The sequence below is a fragment of the Paenibacillus sp. J22R98 genome (assembly GCF_059383835.1).
On sequence record NZ_JBXENW010000001.1, the window covers coordinates 520,621 to 546,687 of the forward strand.

Here is a 26,067-nt window from a genome sequence, read left to right on the forward strand (position 1 = left end):
GGTAGAAGCAAATATTTACATGGACATCCAATATGGATTGAGGTGATGCTGCGGTGAAATCCATCGATTCTGATTGGACGAGTAAGATAGACAATAAGGCTGACCTTCTCTTGAATACGCAGCAGCCAATGTCATCATTTCCGCAAGGTGATATCCATGATAGTGATGATTCAGCTATCATTTCCCTATTAAAGGAAAGCTTTCAACAGTGGTTGGAAGAAGCAAGGACAATGAATTCGCCTTTGCTTGAATTTGAGCTTGCCTTACTCAGTACTGCGGGACAAGTTATTGCACAGCTTGGGGAATTCGAAGTAAACAAGGCCGATCGGATAGCGGTACCGTTGTTTAATCGATCAACTGAACCGCAATGCATAGCGACATTAGTGCTCATCAAACGTGGCACAAGCGATGTTCTTCAATCTTTGCTGCATACGACCGCGCTCCTGATCCGTCAAATGTTCTATCATCGTTTTGATGTTATGGTCGTCCGGGATCTGCACAACAGGCAGAAGCTCAGCGAGAAGGAAGCCCGGCATCAAGATACGATGTTTAATGTAGCCAAGAGGCTGCATGATCAGAATGACGTATCACTGGTGCTGCAAGTTTTACTGCAGGATATGGCTGAATTATATCCACTCGCTGATGTTAATTTATATTTGTCGCAAGACCATGTTAATAATGATCCGCGGGTCAAACCGCTTATGCTAAGGCATAGTACAGAAGATATATATGCCCGATCCTTTCTTTCCGGGCAGCCGATTGTCAGTAGGGAAGAGAACCGCACGAAGGTAGCCGTTCCGATGAGCGGTAAACAAGCCGTTTACGGTGTTCTAAGCATCGTAATGGAAACGACCCACTGGGAAGACGCCGAAATTCGGGCGCTTGTGATGCTTGCGGATACGGCCGGTTCAGCCTTTGAGAATGCCAAGCTCTTTGAACAATCCAATTTGCTGATCAGTGAATTGCAGCTTATCAATGAATTAGCGAAACGTCTGAACCAATCGCTGCGCCTCAATGAGGTATTCGATTTTGCGATGACGGAGCTGCTGCATATTTTCAAGGCGGATAACTGCCATCTGATCCAATTGACGAATGATAATCATAACTTTCAAATCGCGGCGAGCAATGTGCCTTCTGTGGTGGGGGAGAAGTGTTCCACAGCATACGGATTTTGCGGCATCATTCATAGCACGAAGGAGCCGCTCATCATTTCGGATTATTGGGCTACACGCGTTGTTGATTCCAAGCTCATGGACGAAACAGGCTCGAGGTCGCTAATTGCTGCGCCGGTTATGTCCGGTGCAGATATTTTCGGAGTGATTATGGTGTCCGACAAGAGCGCAAACTACTTTTCCTACGAGAATTACAAGCTGCTTCAGGTTCTTACCACTCACATCGGGCTTGCGATTTCGAATGCCTCCCTTCATGCCGAAGTGAGACGAATGGTCATTACGGATAACTTAACCGGTCTATATGCCCGAAATTATTTGAATGAACAGATTCAGTATCGTCAGCGGAAAGACCCTTGCGGTTCACTCGTATTGGTGGATATCGACCATTTCAAAAAAGTGAATGATACTTATGGTCATCTTATTGGAGACAGCATTCTTGTTGTCGTGAGTGAAGTGATTCGTTCCTGTATACGGGATAGTGATATCGCTGCAAGATGGGGCGGTGAGGAGCTAGCCGTGTATTTGCCTCAAATTAGATCGATGCAAGCCTATCGAATCGCTGAACGTATCCGCAGCATGGTGGAGCTGCATACGGAGCCGAAGGTGACCGTATCCTGCGGATTGTCGGAGTGGACGTTCGAGGAAGAGAAGATCAGCGTCGAATCTTTATTTTATCGGGCAGATATGGCCCTGTACGAGGCAAAAAAGAATGGACGAAATCGTATCATGATTGGATAGCTTAATTTTACGAATGAAACGGCGGCGATACATGGCTGCCGTTTTTTTGTTGTTCCGTTACATAAAGACAGTCGATGCAACAGACGCTAAGCGAGATAGGCAGAACGGTATGGGCTGGAGGCGAATCGCATGCAAGTAATGAAATGGATGACATGTTGTTTAATCATGCTTACGGTTATCGGCTGCAATTCAGCAGTAGACAATAAATCGCCGGGAGAACTGCTTTCCCTATCTGTGTCAGGCTTGTCGGGCGTTGACCGGTATGCTTTTACAGGAGATACGGGTATTGGTCTTACCGGATTATCCCCGATGAAGGCGATGACGTTTCAAGGTACGGTTGAGAACCATAACAATGTGAAGGTAAAAGCAAATAATCCGAATTCGCTGGGCGGATCCATTCATCCTCTGGAGTATCTCAGACAGCTGGAGAACAACGCACAGACTACGGAATTAGTGCCCTCAGAGTCCGGAAATCGAACCGCGGTCTTACGTATTATTTCGAATGAGGCAAAAGCGAAGGCGACGTGGGTGCAGACGTTTCGGGGCGAATTTAACGCGCTTGAGAAGAAAGTGCCTGCAACTGCTAACAGTAAGATGCAAAGCAAACGAGCAGCGGCGGGCACTGAGAGTGCGCTTGAGAAAGAGTGGAACGAAGAACTCAGCCGTTCCAAGGCACAGCTCGAAGCGATGCTGTCCACGCTTCGCGTGCAATCCAGCTGCCGCCTGGTCATCGATCGCAAGAAGCTGCTGCCTCTTCAATTGGAGGAGAAAACAACGCTGCAGTACAAAGCAGAAGGGCAGGATCGGAAGGAGTCGCGCGTTACGAAGATGGTGTTCACGCGAATGGGAGGCGGCCAATTGTAGCCTTCGTGCATCAGCGCTGGAAAAATGGTAGGATAGGTAGTGAATTTATTAACTGGAGGTTATTGAACAATGCGTGATCCTCGAATGCAGAAGCTTGCAGAAAATTTAGTCGGATACTCCATCGATGTACAACCTGGAGAAAATGTCCTTATCGATATGATTGGATCGGAGCGAGAGCTTGCGAAATGCATCATCGAAGAAGTGGCCAAGAAAGGCGGACGTCCATTCGTTGAAACGAGTGACCGTTCCGTATTGCGTTCGATGCTGATGAATGCAACGGAAGAGCAAATTAAACTGTGGGCATCGTTTGACTTGAAACGGATGGAAGCGATGGACGGTTACATAGCAATCCGCGCCGGCGAGAACATTAACTCCCTTGCCGATGTACCTAGTGACAAAATGAACCTGTACGAAAAATATTACCGCCATCCGATCCACTCCGAAGAGCGCGTGAAGCGTACAAAGTGGGTTGTTCTGCGTTACCCGAACGATTCCATGGCGCAGCTCGCTAACATGAGCACAGAGGCGTTCGAGGACTTCTACTTTAACGTGTGTAACCTTGATTATGCGAAGATGGACAAAGCAATGGACCCACTCGCGGAGCTGATGAGTAAAACAGACAAAGTTCGAATCGTTTCCCCTGGAACGGATTTGACTTTCTCGATTAAAGGGATCGGTGCCGAGAAGTGCTCCGGTCAGAAGAACATCCCGGATGGCGAAGTATTCAGCTGTCCGATTCGCGATTCCGTTCAAGGTACGATCCAGTACAACACGCCTTCGGTATATTCCGGGGTAACGTTCGAGAACATTAAGTTTACGTTCAAAGACGGCAAGATCGTTGAAGCAACCAGCAACAACACCGAGAAGCTGAACGAAATTTTGGACATGGATGAAGGTGCGCGGTACATCGGGGAATTCAGCTTAGGCTTTAACCCGTATATCCTGAACCCGATGAAAGATATTTTGTTCGATGAGAAAATCGCAGGCAGTCTACACTTTACGCCGGGACAAGCCTACGAGGAAACCGATAACGGTAATCGTTCCGCTGTTCACTGGGATCTTGTCCTTATTCAAAGACCGGAATACGGCGGCGGGGAAGTTTATTTCGATGATCGATTAATCCGTAAGGATGGACGTTTTGTTATTCCTGAACTCGAAGGCCTGAATCCGGAAAACTTAAAGTAAAATTCCCTTGAAGGAATACAAGAATCGGGTTATGATGAATGAAGCTAGCGAAAGTAACTAAATTATGGAGGGATTCCCATGTCCAATAACGCGGCAATCGTAGATATTTCCCAAACGGCTAACAAATTCCAATCGTCCATTGTACTCCAAGCCGAGAATAAATACATTGACGTTAAGAGCATCCTCGGTCTGTTCACGACACTGGTCGGCGGACATTCCTACGAGCTCCACGTCCATGGTGCTGACGCTGAAGAAGCGAAAGCGGCACTGGCAGCAGTGTTTGAGAAACATAATCTTAAAGTAAACGTAGTTGAATAGCAGTTTATCATAATCACATATAGCGCCCCGCCGAGATATCGGTGGGGCGCTTATTGTTTTGACCTTGTACATTCCGCTGTTTTCGACTAATATAAAGAATAGATAAATGGATTAGTATCACGCATTAAGGAGGAGTACGATGTCTTCATCCGATGTTCTTATTCATCTGCATCAAAAAGCGCTCAATCTCCTTCACGAGGATGCCACCAAAATCGAAAAGTTGATCGAAGTGCAAATGGAAAATTTGGCGACGAGAAAATGTCCGCTTTATGAAGAAGTATTGGACACTCAAATATACGGCTTTTCCAGAGAAATCGATTTTGCGATTCGTGCAGGACTTGTCGGTGAATCCGTCGGCAAAGAAATCATTAACAAATTAGAAAGAAATTTAGCGCAGCTGTATGAAGCGTTAAACGGGTAGCCGCGATTTTTCGCAGCTGCTCTTTTTTTTATGCAACAAAAAAGACGTACCGTCATCTGACGGTACGTCTTTTCTTATGCTAGACCAGGTAGAACGAAATGCCCAGAATGATGTAAACAATCAAGAGCAAAGCGCCTTCATACCAATTCGTCTTGCCGTCCTTCGAGATGGACTTGGCAATAAAGACCGATACGGCAATGGCTGCGAGCTCAATCGGAGTGAATACGATATCCATCGTAGGTCCGAACAGCGTACTGACAAGAATCAGAACCGGTGCAACGAATAGGGCGATTTGCAAGCTGCTGCCAACTGCAATTTCGACTGCAGCTCCGATTTTGTTCTTCATCGCGAGCATGACCGCTGCACTGTGTTCAGCCGCGTTACCGACGATTGCAATGAGGAAGGCGCCGACAAATACTTCAGAGAAGCCGAAATCAGCTGTAAACGTATGTAATGTACTTACGAGCCATTCGCTGACGAATGCTGTCATAACGGTAGCCAGGATGAGGAACAAGACGGATATATTTCTCGACCATGCGGCTTCCTCGCCGTGATCCGGCGTTGTTTCTTCGACATCCTCGAGAATGTCCTTATGCGTGACCATGGAGAAGATCAGCCAGAGCACATACGCGACGATGAGGATTATCGCTATCGTGATGCTGAGGAATTTGGTGCTTTCTACCGAGAAATGCTGATTGGAAATGAAGATCGCAGGAATACCCAGTGCTATGACAGCCAAAATCATTAATGAAGAGTTGTGGCTGGCCAGCTGCACATTGAAGTTCTGCTCTTTGAATTTCAAACCGCCCAGAAAGACGCTGGCACCTAATACGAGTAGAAGGTTACCGATAATGGAGCCGGTGATGCTGGCCTTAACCATATCGAATAGTCCTTCGCGGACAAGGAATATCGCAATGATCAATTCCGCCGCATTTCCGAACGTAGCATTCAGAAAACCGCCAAGCCGCTGACCGGCGTAGTGTGCGACGCTCTCGGTTGCTTTTCCCAAGAATCCGGCAACAAACAAGATCGCGGCCGCTGAAATAATGAATTCAATGGTCGTGCCGAAATGCGCATAATGACTAACCCCGCTTAGTACAAACAACCCGAGAAGCAATGTAAAAAACAATTTCTGATTCACAGTCAAAGGCACCTCGTTCTTCAAGTGGTAATATTGGAAATCTGTTAACACTATAGCTGAAAATGGCGAATGTGTAAACTTGGTAATCGACAATATGCAAAGATGATTGACAACTTCTCGAGCCTCTAATCATGTTGGAATACGATAACAGGTAGTGGAACAGATGAGAAGAACATCATAAGTTTTATACGTTATTCTCACGTAAAGCCGCAGGAATATGCATTGCTGCTATTATGCTGCCCGGAACGCTGCTTATTCCCGGCCACCGTTGGTTGGAATCACGATGAGAAAACGATTGTGATTACTTCCAAATCGGTTCGGAATCATACAAACTTCAAAGTAATTGCCTTGCTTCGGATGTGCCGTTACATTACAATGGAAACATAAGGTGAACGAGGAGTGAGTGGCATGACAGAAGAACTTCAAACCGGCATCATACGTATTTCAGACGACGTAGTCGCCACCATCGCGGGACTGGCTGCACTTGAGACTCCTGGCATTGCTGCTATGTCAGGAGGCATTTCCGAAGGGCTGGCGAAACGCCTAAGCGGGAAGAACGCACAAAAAGGCGTATCGGTCGAAGTGGGCCAGCTGGAAGCCGCGATCGATCTAAGAATTATCGTGAAATATGGCATTCCCATTCAAGAGGTATGCCGCCAACTGCAGGAGAATGTCCGCGAAACGGTTGCGAACATGACAGGACTTCACGTCGTTGAAGTGAACATCAAGGTTGAAGGTGTTGCTTTCAAGGAAGAAGAAGTCGAGGAGCTTGCACGGTTGAAATAAGCATTTGCAACAAGAAAGGCATGCCCCGGCGGGGCATGCCTTTTTGATTTATCTACTGCGCTGTTGCTGTTGCTTCTCTGGCTTATTATACTCACGCGAAATGCTGAGCAGGACACCCATGCTAATTAACGAAACAATGAGCGATGAGCCGCCGTGGCTGACAAACGGTAAGGTTACACCTGTAATCGGTATAGCGCCCGTTACGCCGCCGATATTGACGAGCGTCTGAACAGCGAACAATCCGACGATCCCGACCCCGACGATGGTGCCATAGCTATCCGGACATCGAACAGCAACGAGTAACCCTCGCCAGAGGAAAAATAAATAGAAGAGCAAGAAGAGCAAGCTTCCGATAAAGCCGAATTCCTCTGCGATAATGGAGAAAATGAAGTCACTATAGGGATAAGGCAAATATTTAAGCTTCTGTACGCTGTGCCCGAAGCCCGCGCCGGTAATCCCGCCGTGCCCAAGCGCTTGTAAAGAACGCGATAAGTGAAAGGTACTGTTCTGTTCATCCGAAGTCGGGTCCATAAATGCCGTGAAGCGGTTAATCCGGTATTGCCAGTTGTCATGATCGTTCATAATGGAAATACTGGCCCAGGATGCGACAACGGAACAGATAATAATCCCCGCGAGAAACAATTGCTTCAAGTTGGCGCCGCCGGCGACAATAATAATTAGGGAGCATGCGCCGATGACGATGCAAGCACCTAAATCGGGCTGCATCATGATTATTAAGCAAATGATTCCGATAATGATGAAGACCGGGACAAGCCCTTTTTTGAAATCTCTAAACTTCTCGCCTTTCTTGGCAATCAGTGAGCCTAAATAAAGGATGAGACCCAGCTTGACGAATTCGGTTGGCTGAATGCCGATCGGCCCAATGTAGAGCCAGCTCTGCGCACCGTTTAATTCTTTGCCGATGAAAGGGACCAGAATGAGCGTAATCATAACGGGGATGAAGTAGAGGATGAAGCCTTTTTTGAACACGGTATAAGGGATGTTCATGACGACGAACATCGAGATCGTTCCTAAAACGGCCCACATCAGCTGTCGTTTCGTATAATACAAGGCGTCAAAATTCGAAGCTTTCGAAATTACAGCCGTGTTGGAGCTTGCGCTGAAAACCATAACAAGACCGAATCCGACTAACAGCAGCGTGAGCACCAGAAGCAAGAAATCCGGCCTGCCGCGCAGGCCGATTGTCTTTGTTTTCGTCGATTGTGGCTTCATAGCCAACTATGCAAGCAATTTCTTCAATTCTTGCAGACGCTGAGTTGCCGCATTTAGAATCGGCTGTGGTACAGGCGATTCATAGTCTAGACCATGCGGGAACGTAGCTCGTCCGATATAAACGGATTCCACTTGCAGCACAGCGTGAGAGGACTCCAGCTTACCTTCAATTGCGCGGACATTGAAGCGCAGGAAGTATTCTTCACGGTTTGTGCGGTCTTCCAGCTTCAGGTCGTACGTAGCGCGGTAATATTCCCATTGCCAGCGAACAAAGCCAAGCTTCTCCGCCGACTCGTCAAGGTGCGCGAGGTCGCTAGTCATGCCGTTCAGGCCTGTATTCTCAATAATCATCGGGTGATCCTCCTTCAAGCTTCAGAACAGGTTTTCTTCTTATTCATGATAGTATTTTTCATGGGCCAGTGCAAGCCTAACTCCAGTAGCCACAAGGCGCAAAAAGTGACATATTTACGAAAAATGTTCCCTAAAATCGCCAAAAAACAAATTTCAGTTCACTCTCTCATTCTGGTACAATAGGGGATAAGTCAATTGTGATCGAGGGGGTTTGTAAGCGTGAGTATAACGAGCAAGATGGAGGCACAGCTGCAAACTGTCTATCCGAATATGGTACAGTGGCGCAGATATTTGCATCAACATCCGGAATTATCTTTTCATGAGAAAGAAACAGCACGGTGGATTGAGCAGCAACTAGCGGAAATAGGTTGCGAAGTGAAGACAAGAGTCGGCGGAGGATACGGGTTGGTCGCTTCTATTTATGGCGACAAGCCGGGACCGGTTATCGCGCTTCGAACCGATATCGATGCGCTTCCGATCCAAGATGAGAAACAAACGGCGTACATTTCGACAGTACCCGGTGTTATGCATGCATGCGGCCATGATGCGCATACGGCAACGATGCTTGCCATTGCCCGTTTCTATAGTGATAATAAAGCACATTTTGCAGGAGAGAGAAGATTGATCTTCCAGCCTGCCGAAGAGGTTTCTCCCGGCGGCGCAATGGGGATGATCGCAGGCGGGGCGCTCGAAGGCGTCGATGCGATCTATGGCGTACATCTGTGGACACCGCTTCCTTACGGTTTAGCAGCAACGAAGCCGGGGCCGTTCATGGCTGCGCCTGATGAAATTTATATCGATATCGCAGGCAAAGGCGGACATGGCGGTCTACCTCATGAAACCGTGGATGCCGTCGTGGTCGCTTCGGCGATTGTGCAGGCGATTCAGTCTATCGTAAGCCGAAATGTGAACCCGCTTGATCCAGCCGTTGTTTCGATCGGTTCGATCCACGCTGGTTCGACGGCGAATGTCATTGCGGAGCGCTGCCGGATGACGGGCACGGTACGTACGTTCACCGATGAGGTCCGAGCATTAATTCAGGGCAGGCTGAGAACGATCGTGACGCAGACAGCAGCCATTTATGGCGCTACAGCAGAGCTGGAGTACCGGGACGGGTATCCTCCGGTTGTGAACGATGCGGGCGAAGCGGCAAGATTTTTCAAGGTCGCACCTGAAGTGTTCGGCGCTGATGGCGTACAGGAATCTCCACTGATTATGGCTGGGGAAGACTTCACCTATTATTTGCGCGAAATTCCGGGCTGCTTCATGTTCGTAGGCGCTGGCAACGAAGCTTGTGGAGCTACCTATCCGCATCACCATCCGAAGTTCGATCTGGACGAGCGGGCCATGCTGAAAGCGGCGAAGCTAATGATTACGATGGCGGAAGACTGTGCGGCAGAAGTGGAAGGAACATCACGTTCTTAAATTCATAAAAAGTCGACAAACGGCAACCCTAGTGTTGAAGTCCATGCATGCGGCATCAGCAGCGTGTTCGTGCGATTCATCAAGGAGGGAACTGCAATCGTGACGCGACAAGTGAAGGAATTAATGTCTACCGACTGTGTGACAGCGACACTGCTTGATAATGTTTATGAGCTGGCTGTACTGATGAAGGATCATGATATTGGCTTTGTCCCGATCGTGGATGGGAAGAAATTGATCGGTGTTGTTACGGACCGGGACTTGGTTGTACGGGGCTACGCCGAGAAACATTCGGGTTCCACAGCCGTAGCGGAAGTCATCACGAAGGATGTTGTGACGATCGATGCCAAGACGACGGTGGATGAAGCCGCCAAGCTGATGGCATCCCATCAAATTCGCCGGCTGCCCGTAATCGAAGACGGAAATTTGGTCGGCATTGTTGCCATAGGCGATTTGGCGGTTCGAGAGATATTCGTCGATGAGGCGGGCGATGCTTTGAGCAGCATCTCGCAGGAGATGCTTAACGAGCAGCAATCGATTATCCATTAATGACTGAAGAAGCGATTTGGCGTTCAAGCGCCGAATCGCTTTTTTTGTATGCATAATCCTGAAGGAAACTTTAAATACTGAGGGTAGAAACATTAGGCGACATGCATGCAAAATGAGCGAGTCAAGGAGATGATGGGATGTATAAACGCGAGCTTCGCCCCTTATGCGTCCAGGTTGATTTTACCGTGCTTCTTGATGAACGGCATCAGGATGCGGAAGCAGCCAGGGAGCAGTTAAGCCGGTTTGCCGATTTAGTGAAACGGCCCGGACATCTACATACGTACCGGATCACGCCGATGTCGCTTTGGAATGCAGCTTCTACCGGGATGACACCACAGGACATGATTCAAATACTTTCCGACCAGAGCTGCTATGAAATTCCGCTTCAAGTTTCAAGCGGGATTCGAAAGCTGGCAGACCGCTATGGCAAGCTAATGCTGCAGCAAACCAAAGAAGGAGAGCTGCTGCTCCTGGGTGAGGAAGAACTGCTGAAGCTGCTTAGTGCAAACAAGACGATTGCTGCATTTCTTCTCCCTGCAAGCAGCGAAGAGAAGCGAGAAGTCCGACTGGAAGCCAGAGGATTGCTGAAGCAAGAGCTCATTCGTCTGGGGTATCCGGTAGTGGATTTGGCCGGATATCGGCATGGTGAAGCGCTCGATGTGGAGATTCGGGAGAAAGCCGCGAGCGGCAAAGCGTTTCGCTTGCGCGATTATCAAGAGCGAGCCGTAAATCTCTTCTATCGCCAAGGTCAGGCGGACGGTGGAAGCGGGGTGCTTGTGCTGCCTTGCGGTGCGGGCAAGACGATCATCGGTATTGCAGCGCTCGCACGATTACGCTGCGACACGTTAATTCTGACGTCGAATGTAACGTCGGTTCACCAATGGAAAGCGGAGCTCCTTGATAAAACGACCTTAACCGAGCAGGAAATCGGTACCTATGCGGCATCGGCCAAAGAAGTTCGCCCCGTGACGATTGCTACTTATCAAATACTGACTAACCGCAGGCAAAAGAGCGATGAATACAGCAATATGAGACTGTTCGGAGAGCGGAACTGGGGGCTGATCATCTACGATGAGGTACATTTGCTCCCTGCACCGGTATTTCGCATGACAGCCGACTTACAGGCAACGCGGCGTCTTGGTTTGACGGCAACCCTCGTTCGAGAGGACGGTAATGAGGAGGATGTCTTCTCGTTAATTGGTCCGAAGCGCTTTGACTTGCCTTGGAAGACCTTGGAGTCGCGACAGTGGATTGCTTCGTTATCTTGCACTGAAATTCGACTGCCGCTCGCACATGAGGAAATTGAACGTTATGTTGCGGGTACCGAGAAGGAGAAGGTGAGAATAGCAGGAGAGAATTCGGCCAAAATCGAAGTTGTTCGCCGGCTGCTTCAATTCCATGAAGGGAAGCCGGCTCTGGTAATTGGACAATACTTGACACAATTGCACCATCTGGCTGAGGCGCTGGGAGCCCCGGTCTTGACCGGCGAGCTGCCTCATGAGAAACGGGCTGCACTTTATGAAGCGTTCAAGGCCGGCCTAATTCCGGTTCTTGTCGTATCGAAGGTTGCAAACTTTGCGGTTGATCTACCGGATGCCGCAGTAGCGATCCAAGTATCGGGAAGTTACGGTTCGCGTCAAGAAGAGGCCCAGCGGATTGGCCGAATATTAAGACCGAAGCGCGGGGATAACCAAGCATGGTTCTATACAGTCGTTTCCCAGGGCACGAAGGAAACTGATTATGCAAGCAGAAGGCAGCTCTTCTTGCTGGAACAAGGCTACAGCTATGCACTTAAAGAATGGTCGGAGTTGGAACTGTCATTGCAAGATAATACAAAGCAGTCGATTCAAGGGCTTCGGGAGGCCGCGCTGTGAAGGTACAAGAAATCATGGATCGGCTTACTGAAGCGCAAATCGAAGAAATAAACGCTTGTCCGGTTTGGCGCATGAGTAAAGCCGGGACATGGCCGGAAGTCATGACCAGCCGAACCGAATCTGAGTTAGCATGGTCGATTTTATCGAAGGAAGCTGCGACTGCTTTAGAGGTTGTGCTCTGCGCATTCGGCCCGTTGCCGTTCAGCGAGGAACAGCTGCTGCTTGCTGCTCGCCCCGGCGTGGCGGGAGCGGAGCTGCGCTATGGACTGCTTCAGCTCATGGAAGCCGGTATTCTCTTTGCCGTACGCAAAGGCTGGGGAGAGAAGCAATATTTGCTTCCCAGTGACATATATCTCATCTGGTACGAGGCGATGATCAGCATGCAGCATAAGCGCAGAGCCGATATCATACATGTCCCGATAGAGGTTGAAGCTTGGCATATCGTCTCCATGGAAGAGAACGGTTATACACCGCCGCTAAGCCTCCAATGCTTGCATGTGATGGCAGAGCTGGTAAACACCGGAATGAAACGAACGGCCAAAGGCGTACTGACGAAGCGCACGATTATAAAATGCACGGAGCAGCTTTCAATACAAAGCAACCAGCTGAATGCAGTTGCAGAATTATCCCTTGCAGCACTCGGGGAATCTTATCCGCTGGAGCTGGCCTTTTTCCTTGATATCGCAAAGAAAAACCAGTGGCTGATTGAACTGCAGAATACATACGCACTTCAAGAGGACATTTGGGGCAGTTGGCTCGAAAGGGATCCCATGCTGAGGGAGATGCAGCTCCTTACAGAAATCATCGGCACTTTCATGGAAAGAAGCCCATCCGCTGCAGCAGGTATTGCGCTGCTGTGCATGCTGCCGCCTTACCGATGGTTTCGAATTGCCGATTTGGATGCTCAGCACATGCTTCGTCAAGAGGCTATCGCAAAACCGCTCCCATCCTCTGCCATTACTGCATGGAGCAGTTTGCTAGGTGCGCTAGGGTGGATGGAAACAGCGACAGACGAGCAAGGCGACAAGGTACTCCGTTGGCGCATTCCTCCTCATACTTTACAGCATGAAGACACAGAAGGGCTGAGAACAGACACCTATGAGGGACAAGTGCAAATTACGCCGGATGGCGATGTTTATGTTCCCAGCGATTGCTCATATCGTACGATCTGGCAGATTGAACGGCTAGTGGCTCGGAAACGTACCGACCATATGGCCGTGTATCGTCTGGATGCCCGCAGCTTCAAACAGGACGCACTGCTTCATACGACGAGCGAAGGGGTAATTGATTTCTTAGAGACCCATTCCGGGGAAACGCTTCCCGAAACTGTACAGGCTGTCATTGTCCAAGCATTCGCCACTGCTCCTGGGATCATTCCGAACAGCCAGACCGTTACGGTAGATGCCCTAAACCTAACCGAATACATAGAGCCGTTGCCGCTTATTCAAAATGGCAATGTCGTGCAGACGTATGAACTGCTAACCGAAAGACAGCCTTTAAAAGCCATGTTCGTTGGCATTGAGGATGTGCCTTCGATGTGGCTGAAGCAGTTTAGAGCCTATCACAGCTCCACACGAAGGGAACTGATGGAACTGGCTTTAAGCTGGCGAACTCCGGTTAAACTATGCTGTGAAGGCGCTGTTAAGCCGTTTGTTCCCGAACGTATTGTAGACGAGGATGGCCGATGGAGCGTCCTGGGACATTTTGTTCTTGAGGAGAGTTATGCGCCCGCAAAACTTATGCCAGAGATGTGGCAGGAAATGATGCTCGTTTTACCAACGGATATTGGGAGTTTTTAGCGTCGGGATACGGCCTTCCTCTACCTTTTTCGGTGATTGGTATGGTATGATAACAATTAGGCACTAGCCAAGTGTTCATAAAGGGGCGGATATCATGCAAACAATGCCATTATCAGACCCTATAGAGCTTGAAATGAATGATCATTCCTCGCTTGATATGGGACAGCTGTTATTAAACGCCTACGAAATTGGCGATATGGTAAACCAATCGGCTGAAGTTGCCGAATATGCATATTGGAAGACAGTAGTAGATCAAGATGAGCAGGTGCACTTGCTCGTCAAGCAATTTGACAAAGCGAAAGAGCAGTTTGTCGATTGCGAGCGGTTCGGACGTTTTCATCCGGATTTCAATGCTGCCAAAGATAAAGTGGAAGCGATTCAGCGGCAATTGAACGAGATCGAATGCGTCAGCCGTTTCAAAGCTGCTGAGCAGCAGGTGGATGATCTGCTGCACGATATTGCGAAGCAAATCGCAAGCTCAGTATCGGAAACGATCAAGGTTCCGAGCAATGATCCGCTTCCGAAAGGCGGCGGCAGCTGTGGCAGCGGCGGTTCATGCAGCTGCGGCAGCGGGGGCTGCGGGTAAGCAAAGAGAGGGAGAAACGGGGGAGCTTGCATGTTTTCGGAACGCGTCGGATATATTGTATGGGTTAGTGATCTCAAGGCTGCCCGTTCGCTGGAGAAATACGGCACAGTGCATTACATGTCCCGCAAGATGCACTATGTTGTCATGTACATGAACGCAGACCGCGCTGACGAGGTCGTTCGCAACATGGGGCGCCTGCCTTTCGTGAAGCGAATCGAACGTTCATACCGCAATGAAATTAAGACCGAATATACGCAAGGCGTGCCGGATAAGACACGATTCTATAGTTTGTAAGAGGAGGCCCTGACTGGTATTGCAGTTGGGGCTTTTTCCTATATTTAAACAACCATAAAATTACATTTTTGGGGAGACTTTATTTTAATATTGAAAAATGTGACAGGCATGCTACAATTAAATGGAAAGTACATATAGATCATAAGGCCTACTGCCGGGGAGGAGGGGTGGATCGCGATGAAAGACAAGATGACGGATAGATGGAACACATATGAATCGTTCCACGTCGTACTTGGTGACAAGAAAGTGGCTGATATCGTCATCACGAACCATGCCAAGAGCCGTTGGTCAGATCGCGTGGAAAGCGTGAAGACCGGCTTTGAAGATATTGCGGACTATATGTGGCAATGCTTGAAACAAGGAAGAATAGAGCCTTATTACCGAAATGAGCAGGATGTGTACCTCATTGACGACGATCTCGTATTCGTTGCCGAATTCGCGGTACTGGAGAAAGAAACCGATTTGACGGGGAACCCGCTGCACAAGATGATTGTAGTCACATTTCTCGGACGAATGTCTGAGACTATTGAACTACGTGATTTGAAATCATACTACTCTTGGCTCAGACATTCCAGAAGAATGACATTAATTAAAAATAGTAGGAAACGGAAATAATATTTCTCAATTATAGAAGAAGCATGGGTGCTTGCGCTCATGCTTTTTAATTTGGAAGCGAGTTTTTGCCATAGTTTGTTGTATAATGAATGGTAACAGAAAGGAAGGGATGCCCTTCATGGCGCTCAATTTTCATCAACTCCATATTTTCTATACCGTTGCAGAGCGCGGAAGCTTCTCTGCCGCAGCGCAAGCGCTGCATATGACGCAACCTGCGGTGACGATGCAGGTGCAATCGCTGGAAGACTACTTCGGCACGAAGCTGCTCCAACGATCCACGAAGCGTATTGAATTGACGGAAGCAGGGCGTGCTCTTATGCCTTACGCTCAGCGCAGCATTGATTTAATTCGTGACACGGACATCCAAATGTCCAAATTCACAACACAGCTCAAAGGAAGGCTGCAGCTTGGTGCCAGCTTGACGATCGGTGAATATATTTTGCCTCGTTTGCTTGGTCCGTTTGGACAGGAATATCCGCATATCTCCATAAGCATGAAAGTGATGAATACGGCGCAAATCATGGAAGAGATCGTCAATCATCAGCTGAATTTCGGCTTGATTGAAGCGCCTGTCAACCATCCGGACATGCATATGGAAGCGGTAATGAGCGATGAGCTGCAGCTCATCGTTGGCAAGTCTCATCCTTTGGCAGATGCGAAGATCGTCGAACTGGAGGAAGTGATGAGCTATCCGTTCGTCCTCCGTGAACAAGGCTCGGGTACTCGGCTGGTCATGGAAGAGCAGCTTCGAGTGAAGAACATGGATCTCTCGGAGATGAAGATTGTCATGGAGCTCGGCAGCACCGGAGCGGTGAAATCAGCCGTTGAAGCGGGACTTGGCATTTCCTTCGTATCTAGCTCTTCGATCAAGCACGAGGTTGCGCTTGGTTTAATCAAGGCGATTCCAATTCGGGACGTCCGGTTTAAACGGCAGTTCTATTCAATCTTCTTGAAGTCGGCGCTGCTGCCGATATCCGCGGTAACCTTCCTCAGCTTCTTGAGAGAAAGAGACTTGCGTCAATGGCTGTAATGAAGCTTCGTGCAGATTTGCACACGCATACAACGGCATCCGACGGCATGCAGCGGCCGGCGGACAATGTTGAAATGGCTAAAGCCCGTGGGCTGGGTGCCATTGCGATCACGGACCATGACACCGTGGATGGACTGGCGGAAGCAATGGAAGCGGGAGAGCGGCTGGGAATCACGGTTGTGCCGGGCGTAGAAATAAGTACTGTCGCAGAAGGACGCGACATACATATACTGGGATATTACATTAACTGGGATACGCCTTCATGGAAAACGAAATTAGCATCATTAGGCAATACGCGAGATCAGCGAAATAGTATGATTATCGCCAAGTTATGTGAACTCGGTCTCCCCATAACGATGGAAGAAGTCATGGAAGCGGCACGTGCGCAAGGGAAGGACAGCGGTTCAATCGGCCGTCCTCATATCGCTGCCGTACTCGTTACCAAAGCTTATGTCAGCTCGATGCAGGAGGCGTTCGACCGTTATCTCGGCGAAGACGGCGCAGCGTATGCCAACCCGCCGCGACTGCATCCTTTTGAAGCGTTGGCATGGATTCGAGAAGCAGGCGGAACAAGTGTTATCGCGCATCCCGGTATATACGGAAACGATGTGCTCGTAGAGTCGATCATTAAGCAAGGGGCAAAGGGAATCGAGGTCTATCATCCGGATCACACGGCCGAAGATGAAGAGCGATATCTAAAGTTGGCAGCGCAGTATAATCTGATCGTTACCGGAGGTTCCGATTTTCACGGCGAACGCCATGGCGTCGTATTTCACGGCGAAATGGGTAGCAAAACTGCCCCGATGGACGTACTGGGTCAACTCAATCCTTCACGGAGGTAGATGCCATGATTGACGGGCTTTACACAATCAAAGAAGTCTCCTTATTGACAGGGCTGTCTACGCAGCTAATCAGGAAGTGGGAGAAGAGATATGAGGCGGTGAGCCCGCTGCGTATGCCTAATGGCTACCGCGGTTATACAGCGCAGGATATTGAAATCATTCGTTGGTTAAAGTCCCGAGTCGATGAAGGCAAACCTATAGGCATGGCGGTTGCGGAGCAGAAGCGGTTTCTGGGCAGCAGCTCGGAGGAGAAGAAAGAATTCGCCCGAGGCCATTCGGCAGTTGAACGAGAAGGACCTGTCGACGTGCTTATGCACTACTTGGAACAAGTGGATTTGCGAGGCGCAGATCAGGTGTATAAGCAGGTTAAAGCCCTTCATTCCATGGAACAGCTGCTTTCACAAGTAATCAAGCCCGCGCTTCTTGAGCTCGGAGAGAAGTTCGAGCGTGGCGAATTATACGACTGCAAAGATTGCTTCGGCAGTCAATATATCCGTGAAATTGTAATGACCAGCAGAATCGGAAGAGAATAAGAAAAGGGGTTATCTGAGCCATGCCGGCGAACATGCGGCTGGTGAGATAACCCCTTTTGTTTGTCCTTCTGCAGTCTACGCCTTGATGTGGGAAGGCAGCTCTTTCAAGCGCTGCTCATCCGGCGTGATAAACAATGTTTTCTGATGATCGTAGATCACGTACCCCGGCTTGGCTCCGCTAGGCTTCTTCACATGGCGAATCAGCGTATAGTCCACGGGCACCGAGCTGGATGATTTGGCTTGGCTGAAATGAGCGGCGAGCATGGCGGCCTCTTCAAGAGTTTGATCATTGAAGGTTGTTCCGCGAATGACAACATGGGAGCCCGGAATATCTTTGGTATGCAGCCAGGTGTCATTCGGAGCTGCGGTCTTGTTGGTCAAGAAGTCATTCTGGGTATTGTTCTTGCCCACATAGATGGCTACACCTTCGGATGATGTATAGCATAACAGCGCCGGCTGCTTCGTTTTCTTCTTCTTTGCACCGCGTTTCTCACGAGCGCGCATATACCCTTGTTCGGCAAGCTCATCACGAATTTCGTCGATATCCGACAACGATGCACTTTCGAGCTGCTGAAGCAGTGAAGCCAAATATTGAATTTCCTCGCGCGTGCGCTCCATCTGTTCGGCAACGATCGTGAGGCTGTTCCGATACTTCGTATATTTCTTGAAATACCGTTGAGCATTCTGGGAAGGCGTGAGCTGCGGATCAAGCTGAATGGTGATCATCGGCTGCTCTTCTTCGTAATAGTTGATCGTTTCTATGGAACTGTCTCCGCGTTTCAAGGTATGCAGGTTCGTCGTCAGCAGCTCGCCAAGAATGCGGAGATGATCCGCCTCGCTCGCTTCCCGCAGCGTTTCTTCCAGCTTCTCCAGTTTCTTCTCATTCTTGTTACGCTCATTCTGGAGGAACCGGATAAGATCCGAAACACGCTGCTTCACCGTATCGCGGAGTGCTTTATCGCCATAGAAGGCTTCGAGCAAGGCGCTTACGTTTGGATAATCCGTCTTCTCGCCAGTTACATGGGATAGAGCAGTAACGGAGAAAGAGGCTTTGCCATTGTGCGGCAAGGTGACTAGCTGAGGCTCATACCGATGCTCGGCGAATTGCAGCATCATAGCTCGGAATGACGGCCAGAGCAGCTGCGCCGTTAGTTTCACATCTTCAGTAGGCTCGTTGAAACGGTCCGTGCTGCTGTTCAAGGCGCGATAGACAAGCTCTTTGGCCAGTAAAGGACTGATCCCGCTAAATGCAGCAACAAGCAGCTTATCAGGAGTCAGCGAGCTTGGTGAAAGCGGCTTAGGAGCCGTACCGAAGTGAATGCTGTCCTCGTCCGGAACAGGCGGGTTAAGCAGCGTATCCGCCGCGTTAACCAGCGCCTGGGTGAATCGATCAGCATCCGTGACGACGAGCGGATCTTCCTTCCCTTGTTCAGGAGGCGCTACATAGGCAGTACCCGGCATGATGACGCGGAAGCTGCTGATCGCAGGCGTAACATGATGAATGCCGTCATGGATTGTCTCCGATGCGACGTCGAGCAGAATGATATTGCTGTGACGCCCCATCAGCTCAATGACGATCCGCTTGTAGAACATATCGCCAAGCTCGTCCCGCTGCCGGATATCAAGGTGAATGATTCGCTCGTTTCCGACCTGGCGCACCGCTTCGATGACGCCGCCTTCGCAATATTTGCGAAGCAGCATGCAGAACATCGGCGCTTCCATCGGATTGAGATAGGACTGCTCGGTCCAGTGGACACGCGGATAGGTCGGGTTTGCCGATAGCAGCAGCTTGCCCTGCGCTCCGTTCCCTCGAATTTGCAAGACCAGGTCATGTGAAGTGGGCTGATGTATTTTATAAATGCGCGCACCGATTAAGGTTTGCAGGTCATGTGTGACGGCGCGAGTAACGATTCCATCTAATGCCATGATGCTCTTTATCCCCTTTGTTTCTGTTTCATTTCACTATCATGCCATATTCGAGACAAAAACTTAAGTCCCAAGCTGGGATATTTTGCAGTTTGTCCGAATACATTTAGGCCATATAGGCTGTCCGTCAGGCGGCAAGTAACAGGAGGGAGGGCGGGGCATGGAACAAGGTAAGTGGCACCAGATGGAAACAAGCGAGCTTGCTGAGGCGCTTCAAGCTTCTTTGGATACCGGTCTTGCACCAAGTGTAGCAGCAGAACGTTTGCGTGAAGTCGGTCGAAATGAGCTGACGGAGGGGAAGAAGGTTCCTCCGATTATGCTGTTCCTCGGTCAGTTCAAAGATTTTATGGTGCTAGTGCTCATGGGGGCAACGTTGATTTCCGGTTTGCTCGGCGAATATTTGGATGCGATCACGATTGTGGCCATCATTGTCATCAATGCGATACTGGGGTTTGTGCAGGAATTCAGAGCCGAGAAATCGCTTCGCGCTTTAAAAGCGTTATCCGCACCGTTGGCGAAGACATTGCGCGGAGGCGAGTCTGTCGTCGTGCCCGCAAGCGAATTGGTACCGGGAGACCTCGTTGAGCTGGAAAGCGGAGATCGTATTCCTGCCGACATTCGCTTCATTGAGGCGAACAGCTGTTACGCGGAGGAATCTGCTTTGACAGGAGAATCCGTTCCGGTAAACAAGCACTGCTTGGTGATTAAGGCAGAGGAGCTCCCGCTCGGAGACATGCGCAACTTTGGATTTATGGGAACGATGATTACTCGCGGCACGGCAAAAGGGATCGTAGTTCGAACCGGCATGAACACCGAGATGGGCAAAATCGCTAACCTCATTCAGCAGACCGAGACCATGGAAACACCGCTTCAGCATCGTCTTGAGCAGCTCGGCAAGATCCTCATCGTCGTCGCCCTGGCGCTGACCGTAATGGTGGTTGTTGCAGGTATCTTGCACGGACAACCTGCTTATGAAATGTTCCTCGCGGGCGTTAGTTTGGCCGTTGCCGCAATTCCGGAAGGCTTGCCGGCAATCGTAACCATCGCACTCGCACTTGGTGTTCAGCGGATGATCAAACGCCGCGCCATTGTACGAAAGCTGCCTTCCGTGGAAACCCTTGGCTGCGCGTCTGTTATTTGTTCGGACAAGACAGGTACGCTGACGCAGAACAAAATGACCGTAACGAAGCTGTGGATCGGCGGTCAAGGGATGGATGTTACCGGAGATGGTTACGAACCGATGGGTTCTTGCTTCGAAGGCGGCAAAGCAGTCGATCTTAAGCAGCATCAACCGCTGCGCAGGCTGCTGCAAATCGCGGCCTTGTGCAACAACGCCACTGTCACTCGTATTGATGACGAGCAGGAGGCGAAACGGAAGAAGTCCAAAACAACCTTCGTTCAGGATGAATGGGTGCTTAAGGGCGACCCGACAGAAGGGGCTTTGACAGTCCTTGCAGCCAAGCTCGGAGTCACTTTAAAGTCACTTGACGGACTGTATCAGCGGGTAAAAGAATTCCCGTTTGACTCGGATCGTAAACGGATGTCTGTGCTCGTCAGCCACCAAGGCGGCCGCCTTGTATGTACCAAAGGGGCGCCTGACGTGCTGATGGAGCAATGTTCATACATTCTGTGGGACGGCAAAGTCGTTCCGTTTACAGCAACGTTGAAGCAAAAAGTAAACAATGCCGGTGAAGACATGGCGCAAGCTGCGCTGCGTGTGTTAGGGTTCGCTTACCGTGATTTGCGATCGCATGATGCGGCAGAAGATGAAGCCGATGTGGAGAACCAACTGATCTTCGTAGGTCTCTCGGGTATGATCGATCCGCCGCGCCGCGAAGTTCGCGAATCGATTGCGAACTGCCGCCGTGCAGGAATCAAGACCGTGATGATCACGGGCGATCATCAGCTTACTGCAGAAGCGATTGCCGGCCAGCTTGGCATTATGCCGAGAGGCGGTCTGGCGATCAGCGGACAGCAATTGAACGGAATGAGCGAAGAGCAGCTGGATCGTCTGATCGACAACATTTATGTCTATGCGAGGGTGTCTCCGGAGCATAAACTACGTATCGTAAAAGCGCTGCAGCGCAAAGGCCATGTCGTCGCCATGACAGGCGACGGTGTCAACGATGCACCTGCTATTAAAGCCGCGGATATCGGAATTGCAATGGGCATCACCGGAACGGACGTATCGAAGGAAGCAGCGTCGCTTGTGCTCAGCGATGATAATTTCAGCAGTATCGTGGCAGCGATCGAAGAAGGCCGCGGTATCTATGAGAATATCCGCAAATTTATCCGCTATTTGCTGGCATCCAACGTAGGCGAAATTTTGACGATGTTCCTGGCTATGATGGCCGGACTTCCTCTCCCGCTCGTACCGATTCAAATTCTCTGGGTCAACCTGGTTACAGATGGATTACCGGCGATGGCGCTGGGCGTCGACCAAGCGGAGAAGGATCTCATGCAGCAGAAGCCGCGTTCGGCGAAAGAGAATATTTTTGCAAGGCGGTTGGGCTGGAAAATCATAAGTCGAGGTATTCTAATCGGGGTTTGCACGTTAGCCGCTTTCTGGATCACGCTCCAAATTGCGCCTAAAGATCCGGCTAATCTGATCCATGCACAGACAGTCGCTTTTGCCACACTCGTTATGGCACAGTTGATTCATGTATTTGACTGCCGCAGCTCCCGTTCGATCTTCCACCGCAATATTTTGCAAAATAAATCCTTATTGTTAGCGGTGCTGTCGTCCGTTCTGCTTATGCTCGGCGTGCTCTATATCGAAGCGCTGCAGCCGATCTTCAAGACCGTTCCGCTTGGTTTCCGCGATTGGTGCCTCGTCATTGTGGCAGCCGGCATTCCGACCTTCATGATGGGCATCGGCAGCGTACTCGGCACAACCGAGAAGAAGAAGAAATCGAATTGGCCGCTTAGCGGGCCTAAATCCGTCACTAGATAAGCGAAGGAACCGGTGGATATGCCGCCGGTTTCTTTTTTTGCGGTTAACCTTCACCTAAGGTTATAGTTTATACTTGGTGCAGGAGGCGGAGGATGAAAATCAACGACTTGGCCAAACAGCTGAATATAACACCGCGGGCGATACGATTATATGAATCGAAGGGTCTGCTTAAACCGGAACGCGGGCAAGAGAACGGCTACCGTTATTATTCCGAAAGCGAAGCGTGGCGACTGCAAACGATCTCGTCCTTGCGCGAACTGGGACTTCGCATTGAACAGATCAAAGCACTTATGTTGAGGCTGGATCAAGGGGATTCTGTCACCGTTCATCACTATCTCGAATTGCAGCGGATGGCTCTGACTTCAAAATGGGTGGAGTGGAAATATGCGATCGGCATGCTCGACGAGCTGATTGCAAGGTGCGAGCAGAAGCAGCAGTTGGACACGGAAGATTTGTTTCAATTAACCGAAGAGCTGAAGCTGATTCAGCATAGTCAAGCTACTTGGCTCGATACATGGGACTTCGATCAGCTGGCGGCAATTTATGAACGATCTGAAGCTATGCTGTCGACAGGAACTGTATTATCTCAAGCTGAATACGAATCGGCGCTGGATTTTATCGTACAGTGGGTATCTCCGAAGTCAGGTGAGCAGGGGCTCGATATCGGAACAGGAACAGGTAATTTAGCGGGTAAGATGCTGATGCTTGGAGCTAATATGTCGGCACTGGATCAATCCAAAGAAATGCTGGCCAAATGCAGGGCAAGATTTCCGGCGATGACTGCTAAACTTGGCAATGCGCTGGCGCTTCCGTTCATGGACAGGCATTTTGCATTTGTTGTGTCGGCTTTCGCACTGCATCATCTGAATGAAAAACAGCAGCTTCTCGCGCTGGATCAAATGGATCGCGTGCTGGCGCCGTGCGGGAGAATTTGTATGGCTGGGCTCATGTATGATGGTATATCGAGTCCGAAGCCGGATACCACGAAGCATCCTACGAATCGGCATGAACTGCTTGAGTGGTTCAGAGATCATGACTATATCACCGTGTCGCAAGCAATGAATCCATGGATTCATGTCGTTTACGCGGTGCGAAAACATTGATTTGACCATCACCCTGCGTCAGCCCTTAAGCTAGCGTGGAAAGTCAAATGAGGAGGGAAACGCATGCCAGACCATGATCAAATTTATCAAAGTGAAGCGGAACGCTATGACCAGCTTGTTTCGTTCGAGGATGTAGATCACAATTTGCTGCAAACCATCAAACGAATCGTACCCAATTTGTCCGAAGTGGCCGCGCTCGATATCGGTGCCGGTACAGGCCGATTAACAACGATGCTCGCTCCGATTGTCTCCTCCATTACAGCGACTGATGCATCCGGTGCCATGCTTGAAGTGGCTTCGAGCAAACTGTCAGCTCTTGGGCTATCAAACTGGCGAACCGAGGTTGCTAAGCACGATCATTTACCTCTAGCAGATGATAGTGCCGACCTCGTAACGGCAGGCTGGACCATCTGTTATTCCACTAACAGCGGAGACTCTAGCTGGAGGTCGAATTTGTCCGTGATCATGGCCGAAATCAGCAGAGTCTTGAAACTCGGGGGTACTTTAATCATCTTCGAAAACTTCGGCACGGGCTCTTCGGTCCCTAATCCACCGGACTTCTTGACCGATTATTACGCAGCACTCGAAAACGAATACGGCTTCAACCACGAAGCGATCCGCACCGATTATCGATTCGAATCCGTCGCCGACGCCGTTGCTATAACCGATTTCTTCTTCGGCGAATGGCTCAGCACCCAAGTGAAAGCCACCAACAGCCCGCTCGTCGAAGAGTGGACCGGTGTTTGGTGGAAGACGTTTGATTAGATAAGAGAAAAGAATAGAGCGGATTAGTAGTGGGATTGGCGTTAATATTGGCTTGGTTAAATGGTGTTACGCGATTAGCGTTAGTGTACAGTTGAGTTTGTTTGAGGAAGAAGGGAGTCGCTCAAATAGCGACTCCCTTCTTCATTTCAGTGCCGAGGCAGCCCGCTCATAAGCGCGGGCACTAAGATTGCCAGGCCGCATAGAGGCCGACAACGGCAATCCACCCCAACCAACTTCTCCGCCAGGAAACAGGCGGCCCCAGATTGCCTGGTCGCGAAGACGACCACTGGCAATCCATCCCCACGTCTTTCCCAGCGCCAAAAGTAAAGCGTGTCCCGAACGGGACGAAAGCGACCCTAGCACGCACCGGATCTAATGCGTCTCTAAGGCGGACCGCGTTATGATGGTCCTGTAGGGACACCAGGTGGATAGTAGGCGCCTAAAGTAAAGGCGTGTCCCGAATAGGACGAAAGCGAGGACTAGCACGCATGGAACCCGGGAGCGCTTCTGTGTTGCACAAACGTTATCCAATTCCTGGTGTCCAGAGGGCGGGAGTCCTCGGGGTCCCCCTTTCGAAGGGGGAATTAGGGGGATGCCCTTTTAGTGCAACAAAGTGATGCAATAATGCAAAGATTAAGGTACACTAAATAAATTATAATGGAGTATATGAAAAATTTTATTTGTGTTCGATCGGACAAAAGGGAGTGCGAGTAGATGAATTTTACGAAGATGCATGGACTGGGCAATGACTTTATTGTTGTCGAAGGAGAAACGAAATTACCGGATAACGCAGCTGAACTTGCAGAACAGCTTTGCAATCGCTTTTTCGGCATAGGTGCCGACGGACTTGTTTATATTTTGCCTTCAGAGAATGCCGATTTCCGGATGCGCATCATGAACTCCGATGGCTCCGAAGCAGAGCAATGCGGCAATGCAATCCGCTGCGTAGCGAAATATGTGTATGATAACGGCTTAACAAATAAAGAAACGCTGACCATTGAAACGCTTGGTGCAGGTGTGCAAGAAGTGCAATTGACGGTCGAGAACGGCAAAGCCGTGCTGGTGCGCGTCAACATGGGACAACCGATCCTCGAAGGCTTGAAAGTGCCAACAACCATCGATGCCAATCCGGTCATCAATCAATCGATCGAAGTGGATGGACGAGAGTTCAAATTCACGGCCGTATCGATGGGCAACCCGCACTGTGTGATTTATGTGGACGATGCAGTTCACTTTGATCTTGCTGCATGGGGACCGAAGCTTGAAGTGCATCCGATGTTCCCTCGCAAAATCAATGTGGAGTTCGTGACCGTTCGCTCGAAAGACTTCACGGATATGCGTGTATGGGAACGCGGCGCAGGTCCAACCCTGGCATGCGGAACCGGCGCTTGCGCAACGGTAGTCGCGTCCGTGTTGAACGGGTACACCGACCGCACGGCAACGGTATCGCTGAAAGGCGGAGACCTGTTGATCGAATGGAACGAAGAGAACAACCATGTCTACATGACCGGACCTGCAGCAGAAGTATTCCGCGGAACGATCTAAGGAATCAAAGGATAGTAAGAAG

At 49.8% G+C, this 26,067-nt stretch carries 24 protein-coding genes; 20 read left to right on the forward strand and 4 right to left on the reverse strand.

Annotation, left to right across the window (positions count from 1 at the left end; genetic code table 11):
• The first annotated feature begins 53 nt into the window (after positions 1–53).
• The 5 genes from AC50Y3_RS02430 to AC50Y3_RS02450 all read left to right on the forward strand — a co-directional run bounded on the left by AC50Y3_RS02430 (position 54) and on the right by AC50Y3_RS02450 (position 4,698).
• A complete protein-coding gene (locus tag AC50Y3_RS02430; RefSeq protein WP_494817173.1) occupies positions 54–1,910 on the forward strand; it encodes a sensor domain-containing diguanylate cyclase in 1,857 nt (618 codons plus the stop codon).
• 129 nt (positions 1,911–2,039) lie between these two features.
• Positions 2,040–2,774: a hypothetical protein gene (locus AC50Y3_RS02435; RefSeq protein WP_494817174.1), complete on the forward strand. Its 735-nt coding sequence runs from the start codon at positions 2,040–2,042 to the stop codon at positions 2,772–2,774.
• 69 nt (positions 2,775–2,843) lie between these two features.
• Complete coding sequence (locus tag AC50Y3_RS02440; RefSeq protein ID WP_494817175.1) at positions 2,844–3,959, forward strand: aminopeptidase; 1,116 nt, start codon at positions 2,844–2,846, stop codon at positions 3,957–3,959.
• A 78-nt stretch (positions 3,960–4,037) separates the two neighbouring features.
• Complete coding sequence (locus AC50Y3_RS02445) at positions 4,038–4,277, forward strand: HPr family phosphocarrier protein (protein WP_091215406.1); 240 nt, start codon at positions 4,038–4,040, stop codon at positions 4,275–4,277.
• A gap of 139 nt (positions 4,278–4,416) precedes the next feature.
• Entirely contained in the window at positions 4,417–4,698 is a 282-nt protein-coding gene (locus AC50Y3_RS02450; protein ID WP_475780457.1) for an Fpa/YlaN family protein, read from the forward strand.
• A 79-nt stretch (positions 4,699–4,777) separates the two neighbouring features.
• On the opposite strand, the gene cax is transcribed toward AC50Y3_RS02450, so the two are convergent.
• A complete protein-coding gene (cax, locus tag AC50Y3_RS02455; RefSeq protein WP_494817176.1) occupies positions 4,778–5,839 on the reverse strand; it encodes a calcium/proton exchanger in 1,062 nt (353 codons plus the stop codon).
• Positions 5,840–6,247: 408 nt separating this feature from the next.
• On the opposite strand from cax, the gene AC50Y3_RS02460 reads away from it, so the two are divergent.
• On the forward strand, positions 6,248–6,625 hold the full coding sequence (locus AC50Y3_RS02460; RefSeq protein WP_090978210.1) for an Asp23/Gls24 family envelope stress response protein: 378 nt from the start codon (positions 6,248–6,250) through the stop codon (positions 6,623–6,625).
• A gap of 48 nt (positions 6,626–6,673) precedes the next feature.
• Here AC50Y3_RS02460 and ftsW read toward each other — a convergent pair whose 3' ends face one another.
• Entirely contained in the window at positions 6,674–7,858 is a 1,185-nt protein-coding gene (ftsW, locus tag AC50Y3_RS02465; RefSeq protein ID WP_494817177.1) for a putative lipid II flippase FtsW, read from the reverse strand.
• Between the two features lie 6 nt (positions 7,859–7,864).
• Positions 7,865–8,209: a YugN family protein gene (locus AC50Y3_RS02470; protein WP_494817178.1), complete on the reverse strand. Its 345-nt coding sequence runs from the start codon at positions 8,207–8,209 to the stop codon at positions 7,865–7,867.
• 237 nt (positions 8,210–8,446) lie between these two features.
• Between AC50Y3_RS02470 and AC50Y3_RS02475 the strand changes: the two genes are divergently transcribed.
• From AC50Y3_RS02475 to AC50Y3_RS02520, 10 genes are all read left to right on the forward strand, one after another.
• Positions 8,447–9,634 (forward strand): amidohydrolase, encoded by a 1,188-nt coding sequence (locus tag AC50Y3_RS02475; protein WP_494817774.1) that lies wholly within the window; start codon positions 8,447–8,449, stop codon positions 9,632–9,634.
• A gap of 99 nt (positions 9,635–9,733) precedes the next feature.
• Positions 9,734–10,180 (forward strand): CBS domain-containing protein, encoded by a 447-nt coding sequence (locus AC50Y3_RS02480; protein WP_494817179.1) that lies wholly within the window; start codon positions 9,734–9,736, stop codon positions 10,178–10,180.
• Positions 10,181–10,317: 137 nt separating this feature from the next.
• On the forward strand, positions 10,318–12,054 hold the full coding sequence (locus tag AC50Y3_RS02485; RefSeq protein ID WP_494817180.1) for a DNA repair helicase XPB: 1,737 nt from the start codon (positions 10,318–10,320) through the stop codon (positions 12,052–12,054).
• Entirely contained in the window at positions 12,051–13,853 is a 1,803-nt protein-coding gene (locus AC50Y3_RS02490; protein ID WP_494817181.1) for a hypothetical protein, read from the forward strand. The genes AC50Y3_RS02485 and AC50Y3_RS02490 overlap by 4 nt, the downstream gene beginning before the upstream one ends.
• Before the next feature lie 94 nt (positions 13,854–13,947).
• A complete protein-coding gene (locus AC50Y3_RS02495; RefSeq protein ID WP_494817182.1) occupies positions 13,948–14,439 on the forward strand; it encodes a YlbF/YmcA family competence regulator in 492 nt (163 codons plus the stop codon).
• A gap of 30 nt (positions 14,440–14,469) precedes the next feature.
• Positions 14,470–14,733: a YlbG family protein gene (locus tag AC50Y3_RS02500; protein ID WP_090635781.1), complete on the forward strand. Its 264-nt coding sequence runs from the start codon at positions 14,470–14,472 to the stop codon at positions 14,731–14,733.
• Between the two features lie 177 nt (positions 14,734–14,910).
• Positions 14,911–15,348: a hypothetical protein gene (locus AC50Y3_RS02505; protein WP_494817183.1), complete on the forward strand. Its 438-nt coding sequence runs from the start codon at positions 14,911–14,913 to the stop codon at positions 15,346–15,348.
• Between the two features lie 118 nt (positions 15,349–15,466).
• Positions 15,467–16,378, forward strand: a complete 912-nt coding sequence (locus AC50Y3_RS02510; RefSeq protein ID WP_494817184.1) for a selenium metabolism-associated LysR family transcriptional regulator — start codon at positions 15,467–15,469, stop codon at positions 16,376–16,378.
• Positions 16,369–17,220, forward strand: coding sequence for a PHP domain-containing protein (locus tag AC50Y3_RS02515; protein ID WP_494817185.1), 852 nt, complete (start codon positions 16,369–16,371; stop codon positions 17,218–17,220). Before AC50Y3_RS02510 ends, AC50Y3_RS02515 begins: the two co-directional genes overlap by 10 nt.
• Before the next feature lie 5 nt (positions 17,221–17,225).
• Complete coding sequence (locus tag AC50Y3_RS02520; RefSeq protein WP_494817186.1) at positions 17,226–17,753, forward strand: MerR family transcriptional regulator; 528 nt, start codon at positions 17,226–17,228, stop codon at positions 17,751–17,753.
• A 75-nt stretch (positions 17,754–17,828) separates the two neighbouring features.
• On the opposite strand, the gene AC50Y3_RS02525 is transcribed toward AC50Y3_RS02520, so the two are convergent.
• Positions 17,829–19,679 carry an Rqc2 family fibronectin-binding protein gene (locus tag AC50Y3_RS02525; RefSeq protein ID WP_494817187.1) on the reverse strand — a complete coding sequence of 617 codons (1,851 nt, stop codon included), beginning with the start codon at positions 19,677–19,679 and terminating at the stop codon, positions 17,829–17,831.
• 160 nt (positions 19,680–19,839) lie between these two features.
• Here AC50Y3_RS02525 and AC50Y3_RS02530 point away from each other — a divergent pair, with 160 nt between their 5' ends.
• From AC50Y3_RS02530 to dapF, 4 genes are all read left to right on the forward strand, one after another.
• Positions 19,840–22,632 (forward strand): calcium-translocating P-type ATPase, SERCA-type, encoded by a 2,793-nt coding sequence (locus tag AC50Y3_RS02530; protein ID WP_494817188.1) that lies wholly within the window; start codon positions 19,840–19,842, stop codon positions 22,630–22,632.
• Between the two features lie 92 nt (positions 22,633–22,724).
• Positions 22,725–23,735, forward strand: coding sequence for a MerR family transcriptional regulator (locus AC50Y3_RS02535; RefSeq protein WP_494817189.1), 1,011 nt, complete (start codon positions 22,725–22,727; stop codon positions 23,733–23,735).
• A gap of 63 nt (positions 23,736–23,798) precedes the next feature.
• Positions 23,799–24,500 (forward strand): class I SAM-dependent methyltransferase, encoded by a 702-nt coding sequence (locus tag AC50Y3_RS02540; RefSeq protein WP_494817190.1) that lies wholly within the window; start codon positions 23,799–23,801, stop codon positions 24,498–24,500.
• 714 nt (positions 24,501–25,214) lie between these two features.
• The gene (dapF, locus tag AC50Y3_RS02545; RefSeq protein WP_494817191.1) at positions 25,215–26,045 is read left to right on the forward strand and encodes a diaminopimelate epimerase; all 831 of its coding nucleotides are present in this window, start codon (positions 25,215–25,217) and stop codon (positions 26,043–26,045) included.
• Positions 26,046–26,067: the final 22 nt, after the last annotated feature.